Origin of the sequence: Paenibacillus sp. J5C2022, assembly GCF_025567625.1 — a bacterium.
Lineage (GTDB): Bacteria > Bacillota > Bacilli > Paenibacillales > Paenibacillaceae > Pristimantibacillus.
On sequence record NZ_JAOQJC010000049.1, the window covers coordinates 26189 to 42072 of the forward strand.

General features: G+C 55.2%; 13 protein-coding genes. 10 read left to right on the forward strand and 3 right to left on the reverse strand.

What is annotated here, in order from left to right:
* Positions 1-113: 113 nt before the first annotated feature.
* From M6D81_RS27295 to ppk1, 3 genes are all read left to right on the forward strand, one after another.
* Complete coding sequence (locus M6D81_RS27295; protein ID WP_262680348.1) at positions 114-578, forward strand: acyl-CoA thioesterase; 465 nt, start codon at positions 114-116, stop codon at positions 576-578.
* Between the two features lie 28 nt (positions 579-606).
* The gene (locus M6D81_RS27300) at positions 607-999 is read left to right on the forward strand and encodes an FxsA family protein (RefSeq protein ID WP_262680349.1); all 393 of its coding nucleotides are present in this window, start codon (positions 607-609) and stop codon (positions 997-999) included.
* 89 nt (positions 1000-1088) lie between these two features.
* Positions 1089-3161, forward strand: coding sequence for a polyphosphate kinase 1 (gene ppk1 / locus M6D81_RS27305; protein WP_262680350.1), 2073 nt, complete (start codon positions 1089-1091; stop codon positions 3159-3161).
* Here ppk1 and M6D81_RS27310 read toward each other — a convergent pair.
* Positions 3158-4696 (reverse strand): Ppx/GppA family phosphatase, encoded by a 1539-nt coding sequence (locus M6D81_RS27310; RefSeq protein ID WP_262680351.1) that lies wholly within the window; start codon positions 4694-4696, stop codon positions 3158-3160. The two genes, ppk1 and M6D81_RS27310, sit on opposite strands and share 4 nt — an antisense overlap.
* 296 nt (positions 4697-4992) lie before the next feature.
* Between M6D81_RS27310 and citZ the strand changes: the two genes are divergently transcribed.
* The 7 genes from citZ to M6D81_RS27345 all read left to right on the forward strand — a co-directional run bounded on the left by citZ (position 4993) and on the right by M6D81_RS27345 (position 13197).
* Positions 4993-6105, forward strand: a complete 1113-nt coding sequence (gene citZ, locus M6D81_RS27315) for a citrate synthase (RefSeq protein WP_262680352.1) — start codon at positions 4993-4995, stop codon at positions 6103-6105.
* Positions 6106-6236: 131 nt separating this feature from the next.
* Positions 6237-7532 carry an NADP-dependent isocitrate dehydrogenase gene (gene icd, locus M6D81_RS27320; protein WP_262680353.1) on the forward strand — a complete coding sequence of 432 codons (1296 nt, stop codon included), beginning with the start codon at positions 6237-6239 and terminating at the stop codon, positions 7530-7532.
* Positions 7533-7549: 17 nt separating this feature from the next.
* A complete protein-coding gene (gene mdh / locus M6D81_RS27325; RefSeq protein WP_262680354.1) occupies positions 7550-8491 on the forward strand; it encodes a malate dehydrogenase in 942 nt (313 codons plus the stop codon).
* Between the two features lie 86 nt (positions 8492-8577).
* Positions 8578-10779: a DNA helicase RecQ gene (gene recQ, locus M6D81_RS27330; RefSeq protein ID WP_262680355.1), complete on the forward strand. Its 2202-nt coding sequence runs from the start codon at positions 8578-8580 to the stop codon at positions 10777-10779.
* Positions 10780-10871: 92 nt separating this feature from the next.
* Positions 10872-11297: a hypothetical protein gene (locus tag M6D81_RS27335; protein WP_262680356.1), complete on the forward strand. Its 426-nt coding sequence runs from the start codon at positions 10872-10874 to the stop codon at positions 11295-11297.
* A 198-nt stretch (positions 11298-11495) separates the two neighbouring features.
* A complete protein-coding gene (locus M6D81_RS27340) occupies positions 11496-12410 on the forward strand; it encodes a sugar kinase (protein ID WP_410795802.1) in 915 nt (304 codons plus the stop codon).
* A 1-nt stretch (position 12411) separates the two neighbouring features.
* Complete coding sequence (locus M6D81_RS27345) at positions 12412-13197, forward strand: DeoR/GlpR family DNA-binding transcription regulator (RefSeq protein WP_262680358.1); 786 nt, start codon at positions 12412-12414, stop codon at positions 13195-13197.
* 614 nt (positions 13198-13811) lie between these two features.
* On the opposite strand, the gene nagA is transcribed toward M6D81_RS27345, so the two are convergent.
* Together nagA and nagB are read right to left on the reverse strand one after the other, a co-directional pair.
* Positions 13812-14999 (reverse strand): N-acetylglucosamine-6-phosphate deacetylase, encoded by a 1188-nt coding sequence (gene nagA, locus M6D81_RS27350; protein WP_262680359.1) that lies wholly within the window; start codon positions 14997-14999, stop codon positions 13812-13814.
* On the reverse strand, positions 15000-15725 hold the full coding sequence (gene nagB, locus M6D81_RS27355; RefSeq protein ID WP_262680360.1) for a glucosamine-6-phosphate deaminase: 726 nt from the start codon (positions 15723-15725) through the stop codon (positions 15000-15002).
* Positions 15726-15884 lie beyond the last annotated feature (159 nt).

The following is a 15884-nucleotide window of genomic DNA, read 5'->3' on the forward strand; positions in this document are numbered from 1 at the left end:
TGGTGAGCATTCACTGTCGCTCTTTTCCAACATATATACATAAAGTGCGTGTTCAAAAAGCTCGGTTTTCAGCGCCGAGAAGATTGGACGAAACTAGGGATAGAGGTGTTGACATGACATCATCGTCAGATTGGGTGCTTCATCCGCTGCGCGTCAGATATCAGGAGACGGACCGGATGGGCGTCGTCTTCCACGGCAACTACGTGACTTGGTTCGAGATCGGCCGTACGGAGTGGATTCGGAGGGCAGGTTATGCCTACAAGAATATTGAGGAGAGAGGCTTGCTGCTCCCCGTCGTCGATCTGCAATGCAAGTACATATCGCCCGCCCGCTACGACGATACTTTGCTTATATGTACAAGAGTGCTGGAAGCCAGTCCGCTGCGGGTATCATTTCAATCTGAAGTGAGAAGAGTGGAGGAGGAGCTGTTTCATGCGAACTGTCTCTCTTCCGAGGCGATATTGCCGGGCGAGCTGCTCGTGAGCGGCGGAACGAAGCATGTATGGGTGAACGAGCAATGGCAGCCCGTTCGGCTGAGCAAGAGCTTTCCAGAATTGTACGACTTGCTGAAATCTTGATTCTTCCCGGGGAGGGTGGTGGAATACGATGTATAAATGGATATTCGCAGCTCTGCTTGTCGTGCCGGTGATTGAGCTTTGGGGCATTTTGCAAGTGGGCGATTGGCTAGGGGGATGGACCACATTTTTCATCGTGGTGGCCATGAGCGCCGCAGGTGCTTATTTTCTGCGGCTGGAAGGACGCAAGGTATGGCTGGAGGCGCAGCGGCAATTGGCGCAAGGGCAGATGCCGGGTCGTTCTATCATTGACGGCATATGTGTATTAATAGGCGGACTATTGCTGCTCACTCCGGGATTTTTTACCGACTTCATCGGAATCGTCCTTCTCTTGCCGGTGACAAGACCGATTCTGCGGGGAATCATCCTTCAATGGCTGGAGCGGAAGCTTAGGGACGGGAGCTTTACGATAAGAAGATTCTAAAGTTTACCTCTACTTAACATTTCGTTAATATGTGCGTGATGGACAGGAATCATAATAGGGGCAGAGAGAGAACCTGAAGGAGGAGCAGCATGACGAAGCAAGTGTCCCCATACCTGAACAGGGATTTAAGCTGGATCGAATTCAATCGAAGAGTGTTGCAGGAAGCTCAGGACACCGACAATCCGCTCTTGGAGCGGGCGAAGTTCCTGGCCATCGTGTCCAGCAATTTGGATGAATTTATGAGCGTACGCGTTGCGGGCATCCAGGATCAGATGCGGGCTGGACTGACCAAGATGGATTTCACCGGGTATACCCCCGCAGGCTTATGGAAGAGGCTCATTAAACGGACAACAAGCATGGTATACGAACAATATCGCACTTACCGGGATGTGTTCCGTTCCTTGAGCAAGCACGGCATTAATATTAAGTCTATCGACGAATTGGGACCGATGGGCATGAAGGAGATGTCGGACTACTTCCATGAGATCGTCTTCCCCGTATTGACGCCGATGGCGGTGGATCAGAGCAGGCCGTTCCCGCTCGTTCATTCCAAGGAATTGTATTTAGCGGTATTGCTGCGGCGAGAGGGCGCCACTGAGGAGGAAGACCCTTTTTTCGCTATCGTTCAAGTCCCATCCATATTGTCGCGTCTCGTTCCTTTGTCGGGAAGAAGCAACAGCAAGAAGCTGGAGTTCGTACTGCTGGAGGATCTGATACAGAAATTTATTCATACGTTATTTAACGGGTACGTCCCGTTCTCCGTGAATCCGTTCCGATTGACGCGTAACGCGGACTTGACATTGGACGAAGAAGGGGCGGAAGATCTGCTGGAGGAGATCGAGAAGGAGCTGCGCCGTCGCCGCTGGGGAATTCCGGTCAGGCTGGAGGTGTGCAAGGGCATACATCCTTATGCGTTGCAGACGCTTATGGATGAGCTGGAGATTAGGGATAATCTGTTCCAAATTGAAGGTCCGCTGGATCTGAGCTTCCTGATGAAGTTCGTCCATCAACTGCCGGGACACGACAATCTCCGATACGAGAAGGTGGAGCCGATCTACCCTCGGGAGTTCGAGGGCGAAGAAGATATGTTCGATGTGATCAAGCAGCGGGATGTGCTGCTGTACCATCCCTATGAATCCTTCGAGCCGGTCAACGACTTCGTGACGGAAGCCGCATACGATCCTGACGTGCTGGCGATCAAGATGACCATGTACAGGGTGAGCGGCCAGTCCGTGCTGGTCCAGGCGCTGGCCAAAGCGGCGGAGTCGGGCAAGCAGGTGACGGTCGTCGTGGAGCTGAAGGCGAGATTCGACGAAGAACGCAACATCGCATGGGCAAGACAGCTGGAGAAGGCCGGCTGCCATGTCGTATACGGCTTGGTAGGTCTGAAGACGCATGCCAAAATTCTGCTGGTGGTCAGGCGGGAGAAGGGCATGCTGCGTCGTTATGTCCATGTAGGAACCGGGAATTACAATGACAGTACGGCAACGCTGTATACCGATACCGGGCTGTTCACCAGCCATCCTGTCGTCGGCGCGGACGCATCCGCATTGTTCAATGAAGTGACGGGCTATTCCACACCGCATGACTGGAGAGCCTTCGCGGTCGCGCCAACGGATCTGAAGGGCAAGCTGATCAGGCTGATCGACCGGGAAAGGGACAATGCGCTGGCAGGGCGGCCTGCCCGCATCGTCGCCAAGATGAATTCACTCTCCAATCAGGAGATGATCGACAAGCTGTACGAAGCTTCGCAAGCGGGGGTGAAGATCGATCTGATCGTACGCGGCGTCTGCTGCTTGAAGCCCGGCATAGCGGGAAGAAGCGACAACATTCGCGTCCTCAGCATCGTGGACAGGTATCTGGAGCATTCGCGCATTATGTATTTCCTGAACGACGGCGGGGACGAAGAGGTGTATCTGTCCAGCGCGGACTGGATGACCCGTAATCTGCTCAAGCGCATCGAGCTGATGTGTCCGGTATTCGACGCGGGCTTGCGCACAGTGCTGATCAATATGTTGAATATGAATTTAGAGGATAATGTGAAGGCGCGCGTCCTGAAGCCGAACGGCTTGTACGAACACGTATCCTCCGCGTCGGGCAAGCCGTTCCGCAGCCAGTTCGAAGCCAAGAGCATCGAACTTTGGAAGGGCAATTACGCCTAATAAGAAGCCGGCATGGCCAGAACGGGAACGAGACCCCAGTGCTTGCGGAAGTCGGAGGCTGTCTCCTCCGTCTCGCGACGTTCCAGGCCAAGGTGGCCATGATAGTCCTGCGGTTGAATGAGAAGCTGTCCGTCCGCTATGTTCATCTTGATCGTACCGATCGCTTGCGTCTCGCTGCGATCAAGCGCAGCAGCGAGCTGGAGCAGGCTTCCCAGCTTGCAGATGAGCTCCAGGTCGCTCTCGTCGATGAGCTGGCGGTAAGGAGCGATATGATTTCTCGCTTTACCCTTGCTGCGGAACGATGCAATGGCGGCCGTCATGACGATTTCCCGATGCGACAAGCCGTTCAGATGGGCATGGATAATCAGGTAGAAGCTGTGCTTGGCATAATCGTAATAGTCGATGGAAGCGCCGACCCGGTATAGTTTCGATGCCGTATCAAGCAGCCTCGCGCTTATAGCATCAAGCTGCGGGCAGCTTGGCGCCAGATATGCATGCATCTCCATCGCCAGCCTGTTCACATGCAGGACATGCCCTCGGGGCGCTTCTGTATGGAGGGCGCTCATATTCTCCACGCTGTAGGCGAGCGGATCGTCCAGCAGAGGGCGGCTCGGGAACCTAGTTGCATGGAACAGTCCGTCGCGGAGGCCAGCGCCGCATATCCAATAATGAGACGCTTGTACCGTATCGAAAAATACGCGCAGGATGGCAATTCCGGGAAGAATAACGTCTGCCCGGTCCTTGGACAAGCCGTTCAGCTTGCGTCTGTCCTCCAGCGGCAGTACGCGCAGGTGCTGGAACAGCTCGTTCACTTGATCCTCCCGCAGTGTGTAGTTATGAGGAGCGGAGAACGGATATAGCACCGCAGCCTGATGGCGCTTGGCAAGGGCGCGTACCGTGCCTCCTATACCGATCAGCGGCAATTCCGGGGCCGTATGAGCCCATTCCAGCCCTTGCAGCGACTTCCTCACTTGCTGCTCCAGCTCGTGAAGGGTGTCGTCGCTCAGGCCGTCTGCGCTGTCGTACTGCTTGTTCATGCTGACGCAACCGAACGGAAGAGAGACGCTATGCATAATGGCTCTGTTCCTGAACAGGGTAAGCTCGGTGCTTCCTCCGCCGATATCGATCAAGTAGCCGTCTGACACATCAAGCGAATTGACCATCCCGAGGAATCCGTAGGAGGCCTCCTCTTCGCCGGACAGCAGTTCAATGGCCAATCCCGTCTCTCGCTTGATGGCGTGAAGAATGTCATGGCAATTGGCCGCATTGCGAATCGCCGCGGTAGCGGTCGCGCGAATGTGCGCAATGCCGTGATGGGAGCAGAGTATAGTGAAGTGTCGCAATGTATCGATCAATTCGTAGAGTCCTTCGTCGGACAGACGGCCCTTGTCGTCAATTTTATTGCTGAGCCTTGCCGACTCCTTGGCGCCGTCTACGACGCGATGCGCTCCGCTCTCCGTTCTCTCATAGATGACCAGGCGGACAGAGTTGGAGCCAATATCGATAATGCCGATGCGTTGTCCTGACATATGCATGTACATAAACCTCCGATAATGCGGTCTTCCCGATATTTTAACATAGAGACGGGGAAGAAGTATATTCCGGGGGACAGGGTGGAATAATGAGCTGTCGAATAAATTATTGATGGTGCAATCGGATAATCGGCTTGAATAGCAAGTGCGATTCAAATTATCAATGATAGCGATAAAGCATTTTTATATCGCATTTTATTGGCTTCTTCCAATAAATGATTTATGATTAATAACGATGCATATGATATGTGATTTATGATACAGTATGTAACTATTTCAGCATAAAAGGAGAGAGAACGATGACAGCAACAAAAGGTCTGGAAGGAATAGTCGCGGCAACGTCCTCCATCAGCTCCATTATTGACGGCGTCTTGACGTATCGCGGCATCAATATTGATGAACTTGCCGAGCATGCTTCCTTCGAAGAGGTTGCTTATCTGCTATGGTACGGCAAATTGCCGAATCGTTCCGAGCTTGCCAAGCTGCAAGAGCAATTGGATGAATACGCCAATGTTGCCGCTGCGGTAATCGAAGGCATCAGGCTGTATCCGAAGGGCACCAATTCCATGGCGGCGCTTCGCACAGCGGTATCGAGCCTTGCCCTGTACGACGAATCCAGCAACGATATGTCGCAAGAAGCCAATCAACTGAAAGCGATTAAATTGCAGGCTCAGCTGCCGACGATCGTCGCCGCATTCGCGCGAATTCGCGAAGGGAAAGAGCCTGTCGCTCCGAAGAAGGGCGTCTCCATCGCGCATAACTTCCTGTATATGCTGACGGGAGAAGAGCCTGCGGACGTAGCTGTGAAGGCGCTGGATCAAGCGCTTGTTCTTCATGCGGACCACGAGCTTAACGCTTCTACCTTCGCCGCTCGCGTCACGGTTGCGACATTGTCGGACATCTATTCCGGCGTCACTTCCGCGATCGGCGCTTTGAAGGGCCCGCTGCATGGCGGAGCCAACGAGGCGGTAATGGTGATGCTGGAGGAGATCGGTTCCACGGACAAGGTGGAATCCTTCATTACCAACGCGCTTGCGAACAAGGTGAAGATTATGGGCTTCGGCCATCGCGTATACAAGAACGGCGATCCGCGTGCGAAGCATCTGCAGAAGATGTCCCGCGAGCTGGGCAAGCTGACAGGCAACATGGAGCTGTATGACATGTCCGTGAAGATCGAGGATCTGGTTACCGGTCAGAAGGGCCTGAAGCCGAATGTGGACTTCTATTCCGCGTCGGTCTACACCGCATTGCAAATTCCGCGCGATCTGTTCACGCCAATATTCGCGATCAGCCGCGTATCGGGCTGGAGCGCTCATATATTGGAGCAGTATCAAGACAATCGCCTGATTCGTCCGCGTGCCGACTACGTAGGTCCCGTCAGCGCGCGTTACATTCCAATTGACGAACGCTAATGAAGAATGAGGTTAACATGAAGAGAGAGCGGACGCCCCGGCGTTCTGTTCTCCTTTTCAATGTTTTGACCTAACAGGGTCTAATATGAGATGCTATTGAAGTGTGAACCAATTAAAGGAGGATATTATTCATGGCAAAATTCGAGAAATTCCAGCTTCCTACATCAGGTGAGCAAATTACGATCGACAACGGCAAGCTGCAAGTGCCTAACGAGCCAATCATCCCGTTCATCGAAGGCGACGGCACTGGCCGCGACATCTGGCGCGCTTCCAAGCGCGTGCTTGACGCTGCTGTCGAGAAAGCATATAACGGCTCCAAAAAAATCGCATGGTACGAAGTATTCGCCGGCGAAAAAGCGTTCAACGAATACGGCGAGTGGCTGCCTGCCGACACGCTGACTGCAATCCGCGAATATATCGTGGCGATCAAAGGTCCTCTGACGACTCCGATCGGCGGCGGCATCCGTTCCCTGAACGTGGCGCTCCGTCAAGAGCTTGACCTGTACACATGCTTGCGTCCGGTCCGCTACTTCAACGGCGTTCCTTCGCCGGTTAAACGCCCTGAACTTGTCAACATGGTTATCTTCCGCGAGAACACTGAGGATATCTATGCGGGCATCGAGTATCAAGAAGGCTCCGAAGAAGTGAAGAAAGTGATCGAGTTCCTGCAGAAGGAAATGAATGTGAACAAGATCCGCTTCCCGGAAACGTCCGGCATCGGCATCAAGCCTGTATCCTCCGAGGGCTCAAAGCGTCTGGTGCGCGCGGCTATCGAATATGCAATCAAGCACAACAAGAAGTCCGTTACGCTGGTGCATAAGGGCAATATCATGAAGTTCACGGAAGGCGCGTTCAAAAACTGGGGCTACGAAGTTGCCGAGCAGGAGTTCGCTGAGCAAACCTTCACATGGGGACAATACGACCGCATCAAAGAAGCCGAAGGCACTGACGCTGCGAACAAAGCACAAGCGGAAGCGGAAGCTGCGGGCAAAGTTATCGTGAAGGATGCCATCGCGGACATTGCGCTGCAGCAAGTACTTACTCGCTCCACCGACTTCGACGTTATTGCTACGCTGAACCTGAACGGCGACTACCTGTCCGACGCATTGGCAGCACAAGTAGGCGGCATCGGCATTGCGCCTGGCGCCAACATCAACTACTTGACAGGTCATGCGATCTTCGAAGCGACTCACGGCACGGCCCCTAAGTATGCGGACAAAGACGTTGTAAACCCTGGTTCCGTTATTCTGTCCGGCGTTCTGATGCTTGAGCATCTGGGCTGGCAGGAAGCGGCCGACCTGATCTACAAAGGCATGGAGACGGCTATTAACAACAAAACGGTAACATATGACTTCGCTCGCCTGATGGAGGGCGCAACTGAAGTGAAATGTTCCGAGTTCGCTAACGAAATCATCAATCATATGTAAGGGGAGGTTTCACAGACATGGCGATTAAACGCAATAAAATTACGGTTGTAGGCGCCGGATTTACGGGAGCGACAACGGCGCTCATGATTGCCCAGAAGGAATTGGGCGATGTTGTGCTGGTCGATATTGAGCCGCTGGAAAATCCGACGAAGGGCAAAGCGCTCGACATGCTGGAAGCTACGCCGGTAATGGGCGTGGACGCCAATATTACGGGCACTGCCAGCTATGAGGATACGAAGGACTCCGATATTGTCATCATTACGGCGGGCATTGCCCGCAAGCCGGGAATGAGCCGCGACGATCTCGTGAACACGAACGCCGGAATCGTAAAGTCTGTCTGTGAAAACGTCAAGGCGACAAGCCCCAATGCGTACGTTATCATTCTTAGCAATCCGGTAGACGCGATGACATACGCCGCTTATCAGACGCTTGGATTCCCCAAAAATCGCGTCATCGGCCAATCCGGGGTGCTGGATACGGCGAGATATTGCACGTTCATCGCGCAAGAGCTGAATGTGTCCGTTGAGGATGTTCGCGGCTTCGTGCTGGGCGGACACGGCGACGATATGGTGCCGCTTGTGCGGTATTCCAACGTAGCCGGCATTCCGATCGAGAAGCTCATTCCGGCGGAACGCATTGAAGCCATTGTACAGCGCGCTCGCGTTGGCGGCGGTGAGATCGTCAACCTGCTGGGCAACGGCAGCGCTTATTACGCGCCGGCCGCATCTCTTGTGCAGATGACGGAAGCGATTCTGAAAGACAAGAAGCGCATTCTGCCGGTTATCGCTTACTTGGAGGGCGAATACGGCTACGACAACCTGTTCATGGGCGTACCTGCCGTTCTGGGCGGAGACGGCATCGAGAAGGTGGTCGAGCTGGATCTGACGGCGGAGGAGCAGACGGCGCTGGACAAGTCGGCGCAGTCGGTCCGCAACGTGATCGCCATCGTGAACGGTTAAATAATCGATAGCTAGATGTACGGGAGGACCCTGACAGCATACTGCCAGGGTCCTCTCTATTATTTGAAGGGACAGGGGGAAACGAGATGATCCAGGACGCAAGAGAGACGCTGAGAAGGGTATACGGCTACGACAGCTTCCGGCCGGGGCAGGAGGAGATTATTGGCAGCCTTCTGGACGGCAAGGATACGCTTGCCATATTGCCGACAGGCGGAGGGAAATCGATCTGTTATCAACTGCCTGCTCTGCTTATGGATGGCACGACGCTCGTCATCTCGCCGCTGATCTCCTTGATGAAGGATCAGGTGGACGGCTTGCGGCGGCTCGGCATTGCTGCCGCCTATCTGAACAGCTCTATGTCCGCGCAGGAATACCGGGAGACGATGGCCCGCGCGATAGGCGGCGAATATAAGCTTCTCTACGCGGCGCCTGAGCGGTTCGACGCGCCGATGTTCCAGTCCCTGTCTGAGCAGCTGCATATTCCGATGATCGCGATTGACGAGGCGCATTGCGTCTCGCAGTGGGGACACGACTTTCGTCCCAGCTACAGGCAGCTCGCCCATGCGATCGCCCGGATGGGCAATCGTCCGCTCGTATCGGCATTTACGGCGACGGCTACTCCGGAAGTGGCGGACGATATTGTGGCTATGCTGCAGCTGCGCGAGCCAAGGCGATTCGTATCCGGCTTCGCAAGGCCGAACCTGTCGCTGTCGGTTGTCAGCGGGGTGGACAAGCGGCGGTTCCTGGCCACTTTCCTGCAGGAGCGCAAGGAGCAATCCGGCATCATCTACGCCGCGACCCGCAAGGAAGTGGAGGAGGTGACAGCATACTTGCAGGGAATGGATGTAGCTGCCGGCAAGTATCATGGCGGCTTGTCCGATGGCGAACGCAACGAGGCGCAGGAGCGGTTCCGCTTCGACGAGCTGAAGGTGATGGTTGCGACGAACGCCTTCGGCATGGGCATTGACAAGCCCAATGTCAGGTATGTGCTGCACTGGCAGATGCCCGGCGATTTGGAATCGTATTATCAAGAGGCCGGACGCGCGGGGCGGGACGGAGAGGAGAGCGACTGCGTGCTGTTGTTCGAGCCGGCGGATTCCAGCGTGCAGCGCTATCTGATCGAGCAGGGAACCGGCGGAGAGGAGCGAAAGTCGGTACAGCTGTCCAAGCTGCATGCGATGTTGAACTTCAGCCGGACGCAGCGTTGTCTGCAGCAGTTCATCGTCGATTACTTCGGCGAGAAGGATGTGCCGCCATGCGGCAAATGCAGCAACTGCACCGATAAGAGCGAGCCGGTCAACCGAACCGAGGAGGCGAAGATGGCACTCTCGTGTGTCGGCCGCATGAAGGGAAGGTTCGGAGTAACGATGGCCGCCAAGGTGCTGAAGGGATCGCGCGACAAGCGGCTGCTGGAGTTCGGTCTGGACCGCCTGTCCACTTACGGGCTCATGCGGCACTTGTCGGAGCGGGACGTGGCCGACTGGCTGTATTGGCTCGTGGCGGAAGGATACCTGCGCTTGAGCGAAGGCCAATACCCCACCGTGTCGCTTGCCGTGAAGTCGCTGCCGGTGCTGGAAGGCCGGGAGACGGTCATGCAGCGTGTCAGAGCAAGCGTGCGCAAGTCGGAAGCGGGGCATGCTGCGTCTTCGCCGCTGTTCGATGCGCTTAAGGCGTGGAGAAGGGAGACGGCCGCAGCGGAAGGCGTGCCGCCGTTCATGGTGTTCTTCGACGCTACCCTGCGGGATATCGCGGGCGCAAGGCCGTCGACGCTGGATGAGCTGCTGCAAGTGAAGGGGATTGGTGCTGCGAAAGGAGAGAGGTACGGTAGCGCGATACTATCCGTCATCGCTGCCGTGGCAGCTGCAGGCGGTGATCCGGCTGGCGATGATGGGGACGCCAATGTCGCTGCCGCCGGGTCTCGCCCAGAAGTTTGGAACGGGCGATCTAAGACGGGGCCGATCAGAAGCGGCCGCGTCGGCTCCGACGAACAGAGCCACAAGACGACGCTGGAGCTGTTCAACAGCGGGCTTGATGCAGCGGAAGTCGCAGCCGAACGCGGATTGAGCCAGACGACGGTGGAGAGCCATCTGATCCGTTGCGCACAAGAAGGAGAGGACCTCGACTGGTCTCGAATCATACCGTCGGAGCATGAAGCACGGATTGTTCAGGCGATCCAGCAAGTCGGGGCAGACAGACTGCGTCCCATCAAGGACGCGCTGCCGCCGGAAGTGGAGTATTTCGCCATCCGTGGCGTTCTGTTCAAGCACGGATTTACGAAGGAAAGCTGATTCATTGGACAGAAAACGTTCATTTGAAAAAAATAATGATTCTGATAAACTAATGATAGCAAGTATGATAGATGAAACAGGAGGAATCAGGGATGTATTCTGCATTTTTGTTGCTGCATGTCATCGGCGCCGTCGGGATGGGATTTTATCTTGTATTGCCGATTATGCTGGGACGGGCTCCCAAGCTGGCCGGCGCCGGACAGGGAGGGCTGTCGGAAGGGCTGCTGTCCGCTAACCGTATTGCGCAATACTTTTTGATCGTACAGCTGCTGACCGGCGGGTACATTATGACGAAATCGGATTATGCGGTCATATGGATGGTCATCATCACTGTACTGTTCCTTGGCATTGCAGCATTGGGCGGCATTATCTCGAAGCCGCTGAAAGCGGTCGTGGCTGCTAATGAAGCGGGGCAAAGCGCCAGCGAACATATCGGGAAAGCCCGCGTGCTTAGCCTTATCGTGCTGTTGCTGTATCTGGTCATGATCTATTTCATGAAATTTCCGATTTACAAGTAATGAAGAAGAGAACATGCGGCTGCTAGCAGCAATTAGCGAAGCATAGTTCGGCGACTAGGCCGGAGAACGGTCGCGAGCTACATATTATATTACACGGTTAGGCAGCCTCTTCATCTTAAGAGTGCTGCCATAGCCTTTATTTAGGGGGATCATGTTGTGCAACAAGGAACACCGGATATCGTAACGTTTGGCGAATCGATGGCATTATTCATGCCGCAAGAGCATAAATCAATCGAGCGTGCCGCTCAGCTGGAGCAGAGCTTCGGCGGCGCGGAGAGCAATGTGGCGATCGGACTTGCGCGTCTGGGAGCATCTGTCGGCTGGTTCGGCGCGCTTGGCAACGATCCGTTCGGCCGCTTGATCTTGAAAGCGCTACGAGGCGAAGGTGTAGATGTCAGCAGAGTTCGCTTGTCTGACGAAGCGACGACAGGCATGATGTTCCGCGAGCATGTGGCAGGACGGCTGGCCGTGCACTATTACCGCAAGCATTCTGCAGCGAGCCGCATGCAACCGGAAGAGCTGGATGAGGATTACATCCGCGGTGCCAAGCTGCTGCATGTTACCGGCATTACGACCGCGCTTAGCGACAACTGTCGCAAGACCGTTCGGCGCGCTGTCGATATTGCGAAGCATGCCGGCGTGCCGGTCAGCTTTGATCCCAACCTTCGTCTGAAGCTTTGGAGTATCGAGGAAGCGAGAGAGACGCTGCTGGATTTGGCAGAGGACGTCGATTACTTCCTGCCGGGCTGGGATGAACTGAAGCTGCTGTACGACACCGATGACTTCAACGTCATACGCGGCAAGCTGAATAGCTTGAAGGCGATAACGGTCATTAAAGGAATGGGCGATGCAACGCTTGTCATGGAACAGGGGAAGGAGACGTCGGTGCCATTCTATCCGGCAGAGACGGTAGTCGATACGGTAGGTGCCGGAGACGGGTTCTGCGCCGGGTTCCTCGCTGGAGTGAGGAATGGGATGACTCCGGTGGAGGCGGTAAGGCTTGGGAGCATTGCCGGTTCACTCGTCGTGCAGATGAGGGGCGATTGGGAAGCGCTGCCGGATTGGGATGTCGTCGAGCAGCGGATGTCGGCCAAGGCATGGGTGGAGCGTTAATATGGCAGAGACTGGCGGGTCCAAAGGCCAGCGCCGGCGAGAGGCTATTCTGCAGCTTATGAAGCAGCAAGGGCGCATTACAATCGGCGAGATCGTGTCGCAGTTCAACTGCTCGGAAGCTACTGCGCGGCGGGATCTGGAGCAGATGGAGGGCACCTATCCCGTCATCCGAACGATAGGCGGCGCCATGTATGACGGGATGGGCACCGTTCGGGAGCTTCCGTTCGCCGAGAAGGAAGGGCTGTCCATTCTGGAGAAGGAGCGGATTGCGGCATTGGCGGCGACGCATATCGCCGAGGGTGACGTGATCGGCTTGTCCGGCGGCACGACGAACTTCCTGCTGGCAAAGCAGCTGAGGCTGCGCAAGGGCATTACCGTTGTCACGAATGCCGTGAACATCGCCATGGAGCTGGGGGGCAGCGATATACAAGTCGTCGTGATCGGCGGCATTATGCGGCATAACAGCTTCGAATTATGCGGGCCGCTCGGAGAAAGCATGATTGCGCAGCTCCACATTACGAAGATGTTCATCGGCATTGACGGCATCTCTGCGGAAGGCGGCATTACGAGCTACTCGGAGCAGGAGGCGGGCACGCTGAAGGCACTTATGGGCCGATCCAAGGCGACTTATGCCATATTCGACCATACGAAGCGCAATCGCAACTCGCTGTTCTCGCTCGCCGAGCTGTCGCAGCTGCATGCCGTCATTACGGATGCGCCTATTGAAGGCGAGCTTGGCGATCAGCTGCGCAGCGATGGCGTTCATGTCTATGTCACGGAAGCGTAAAGGAATTAGAGCTGGGATGGTGCGGACACTCTCTTAGCGTATGTAGCATACACTGAAGCGCCGGAAAGTTGCGAATGAGCTAAGTTACTGTATGTAGCATACACTGGAGCGCCGGAAAGTTGCGAATGAGCCAAGTTACTGTATGCCGCATACACTGGAGCGCCGAAAAGGTGTGAACGAGCCAAGTTACTGTATGCCGCATACACTGGAGCGCCGGAAAGTTGCGAATGAGCTAAGTTACTGTATGTAGCATACACTGGAGCGCCGAAAAGGTGTGAACGAGCCAAGTTGCTGTATGCCGCATACACTGGAGCGCCGAAAAGGTGTGAACGAGCCAAGTTACTGTATGCCGCATACACTGGAGCACCGAAAAGGTGTGAACGAGCTAAGTTACTGTATGCCGCATACATTGGAGCGTCGAAAAGGTGTGAACGAGCCAAGTTACTGTATGTAGCATACACTGGAGCGTCGAGTGACGCGAGCAAGGCCGGCGCGGAGTGCGAATCGCATACGAGCAGAGCAACTCTCACCAAGTGAAAGATCCCGCCGGTCGGCGGGATCTTTCACTTGCATGACGAGCAGCATCACAGGCGAAGCTGCTAAAGTAGTATAGGCTAAGCTTCAAAAACGGTTCGGCCTTGCACCCACGTCCGCTGTACGGCGAACTCCGCATCGGCAAGGACAAGATCCGCTTGCTTGCCGGCCACGATGCTGCCGGTCCGGTCGTATATGCCCAGCTCCTTCGCGGCATTGCCGCTTGCCATTCGGCTAATCTCTACCGCCGACAGGCCGCTGTGCTCCAGCATGAACCGGAATGCGCCGATCATCGTCAGGCTGCTGCCGGCAAGCGCATTGCCTTCACGCAGCCGCGCTACGCCGCAATTCACGCAGACGGCTTGCCCGCCAAGCTCGTAGTCGCCATCCGGCATGCCTGCCGCTTCGATCGCATCCGTGATGAGGATGACCTTGTCCGCAGGCTTCGCAGCCAGCAACAAACGGATTGCCGCGGGATGAACATGATGGCCGTCCGCGATAATCTCCGCATGGATACGATCATCCGTCAACACTGCTCCCAGTGTGCCGGGCTCGCGGTGATGAAGGCCACGCATGGCGTTGTACGTATGCACAGCATGCGACAAGCCGGCATCCGCTGCGGCGATAATCTCGCTGTAGACGGCATCGGTATGTCCGGCAGCGGCAATAATGCCATTCTCCGACATCCAGGCGATGGCTGCCGTCGCGCCGTTCGTCTCAGGAGCGAGCGTCAGCTGGCGAATCATGCCGGGATACTGTTCGTGCCATGCCTTGATCCAGTCCAGCTGCGGATCGCGAATATGTGCCGGATTCTGAGCGCCGGGCCACTTCACGCTTATGAACGGTCCCTCCAGATGAACGCCGATCAGCGCGGCATAAGGCATGCCGCCCTCGCGGTAAGCAGCCACTGCCGCCAACACGGCTTCGATGCTTTCCTTGGGAGCGGTCATCGTCGTCGCCAGCATAGCGGTCGTACCCTGCGACGCATGGAACTTCGTAATGCGGTCGTAGCTGTCCGCATCCGCATTCATGAAGTCTCCTCCGAAGCCGCCGTGCACATGCATATCGATAAAGCCCGGCAGCAGCCAGCCGCCGTTGCCGTCCTGCACGGCATCCGCCTTCTCCATCCATTCCTTCTCCTCGGAAGATGAAGCGGGGACGACAGCCTGGATGGCATCTCCGGCGATGAATACGCCGCCTTTCAATACTTCGTGCTCAAGTACAATGTTGACGTTATGGATGAAGCAGCTTCCTTGTTGTGTTGCCATTTACCCCAACATCCTTCCCGCTTCGCGATCAAGCAGTACGATGACTTGCTGATGTGTCTGCAGCAATGAAGCAGGCACCTTCGTCGTAATAGGTCCCGTCAGAGCTTCCTTCACTATTCTCGCTTTATCGGAACCGCGAACGACAAGCAGAATCGTCTTCGCCTTCATGATGGAGCCTACTCCCATCGTCAACGCATGCGTCGGCACTTCTTCAATGGAGGAGAAGAACCGTGCATTCGCATCCCGGGTCTCTTCCTGCAGCTTCACGATGTGCGTGCCGAAGGAGAGATTGTCGTCCGGCTCGTTGAAGCCGATATGCCCGTTGTGCCCGAGACCGAGAAGTTGAATGTCAGCAGGGCTTGATGCGATGAGCGCATCGTAGCGGCGGCATTCTTCTTCCATGTTCTCAGCTATGCCGTTGGGCAGATGCGTCTGCTCCTGCGGAATGTCGATATGGGAGAACAAGTGCTTGTTCATGAAGTAGGCGTAGCTTTGATCATTGTCCGGCGTAAGCCCCACATACTCATCAAGGTTATAAGTCGTTACGCCGCTGAAGCTTACTTTTTTATTTTTATAGCTCTCTATTATTTTGTCATAGATTCCGATAGGTGTCGATCCCGTAGCCATTCCCAGCACTGCGTTCGGCTTGCTCGCGATAAGGTTGACATACAGCTCCGCTGCGTAATTGTCCAATTGTTCCGATGTTTCGAAAATTTTAATGTTCATGATGAGCCTCCTGATCGTTTGTTTGATTTTATTGTAATCCAAAATGGCAGCATCCACAATAAAAATGATTGATTAACTCATAATAATGATTGGTAAATTCAAAATCACCTATTTGCCTGCACGTCTGCAGAAACAACTGTGAACGAGAGCCATGCAGCA

Excerpts from the sequence above, each read along its gene's own strand:
- M6D81_RS27295 (WP_262680348.1), top strand. The coding sequence starts at position 114 with ATGACATCATCGTCAGATTGGGTGCTTCATCCGCTGCGCGTCAGATAT.
- M6D81_RS27300 (WP_262680349.1), top strand. The coding sequence starts at position 607 with ATGTATAAATGGATATTCGCAGCTCTGCTTGTCGTGCCGGTGATTGAG.
- ppk1 (WP_262680350.1), top strand. The coding sequence starts at position 1,089 with ATGACGAAGCAAGTGTCCCCATACCTGAACAGGGATTTAAGCTGGATC.
- M6D81_RS27310 (WP_262680351.1), bottom strand. The coding sequence starts at position 4,696 with ATGCATATGTCAGGACAACGCATCGGCATTATCGATATTGGCTCCAAC.
- citZ (WP_262680352.1), top strand. The coding sequence starts at position 4,993 with ATGACAGCAACAAAAGGTCTGGAAGGAATAGTCGCGGCAACGTCCTCC.
- icd (WP_262680353.1), top strand. The coding sequence starts at position 6,237 with ATGGCAAAATTCGAGAAATTCCAGCTTCCTACATCAGGTGAGCAAATT.
- mdh (WP_262680354.1), top strand. The coding sequence starts at position 7,550 with ATGGCGATTAAACGCAATAAAATTACGGTTGTAGGCGCCGGATTTACG.
- recQ (WP_262680355.1), top strand. The coding sequence starts at position 8,578 with ATGATCCAGGACGCAAGAGAGACGCTGAGAAGGGTATACGGCTACGAC.
- M6D81_RS27335 (WP_262680356.1), top strand. The coding sequence starts at position 10,872 with ATGTATTCTGCATTTTTGTTGCTGCATGTCATCGGCGCCGTCGGGATG.
- M6D81_RS27340 (WP_410795802.1), top strand. The coding sequence starts at position 11,496 with ATGGCATTATTCATGCCGCAAGAGCATAAATCAATCGAGCGTGCCGCT.
- M6D81_RS27345 (WP_262680358.1), top strand. The coding sequence starts at position 12,412 with ATGGCAGAGACTGGCGGGTCCAAAGGCCAGCGCCGGCGAGAGGCTATT.
- nagA (WP_262680359.1), bottom strand. The coding sequence starts at position 14,999 with ATGGCAACACAACAAGGAAGCTGCTTCATCCATAACGTCAACATTGTA.
- nagB (WP_262680360.1), bottom strand. The coding sequence starts at position 15,725 with ATGAACATTAAAATTTTCGAAACATCGGAACAATTGGACAATTACGCA.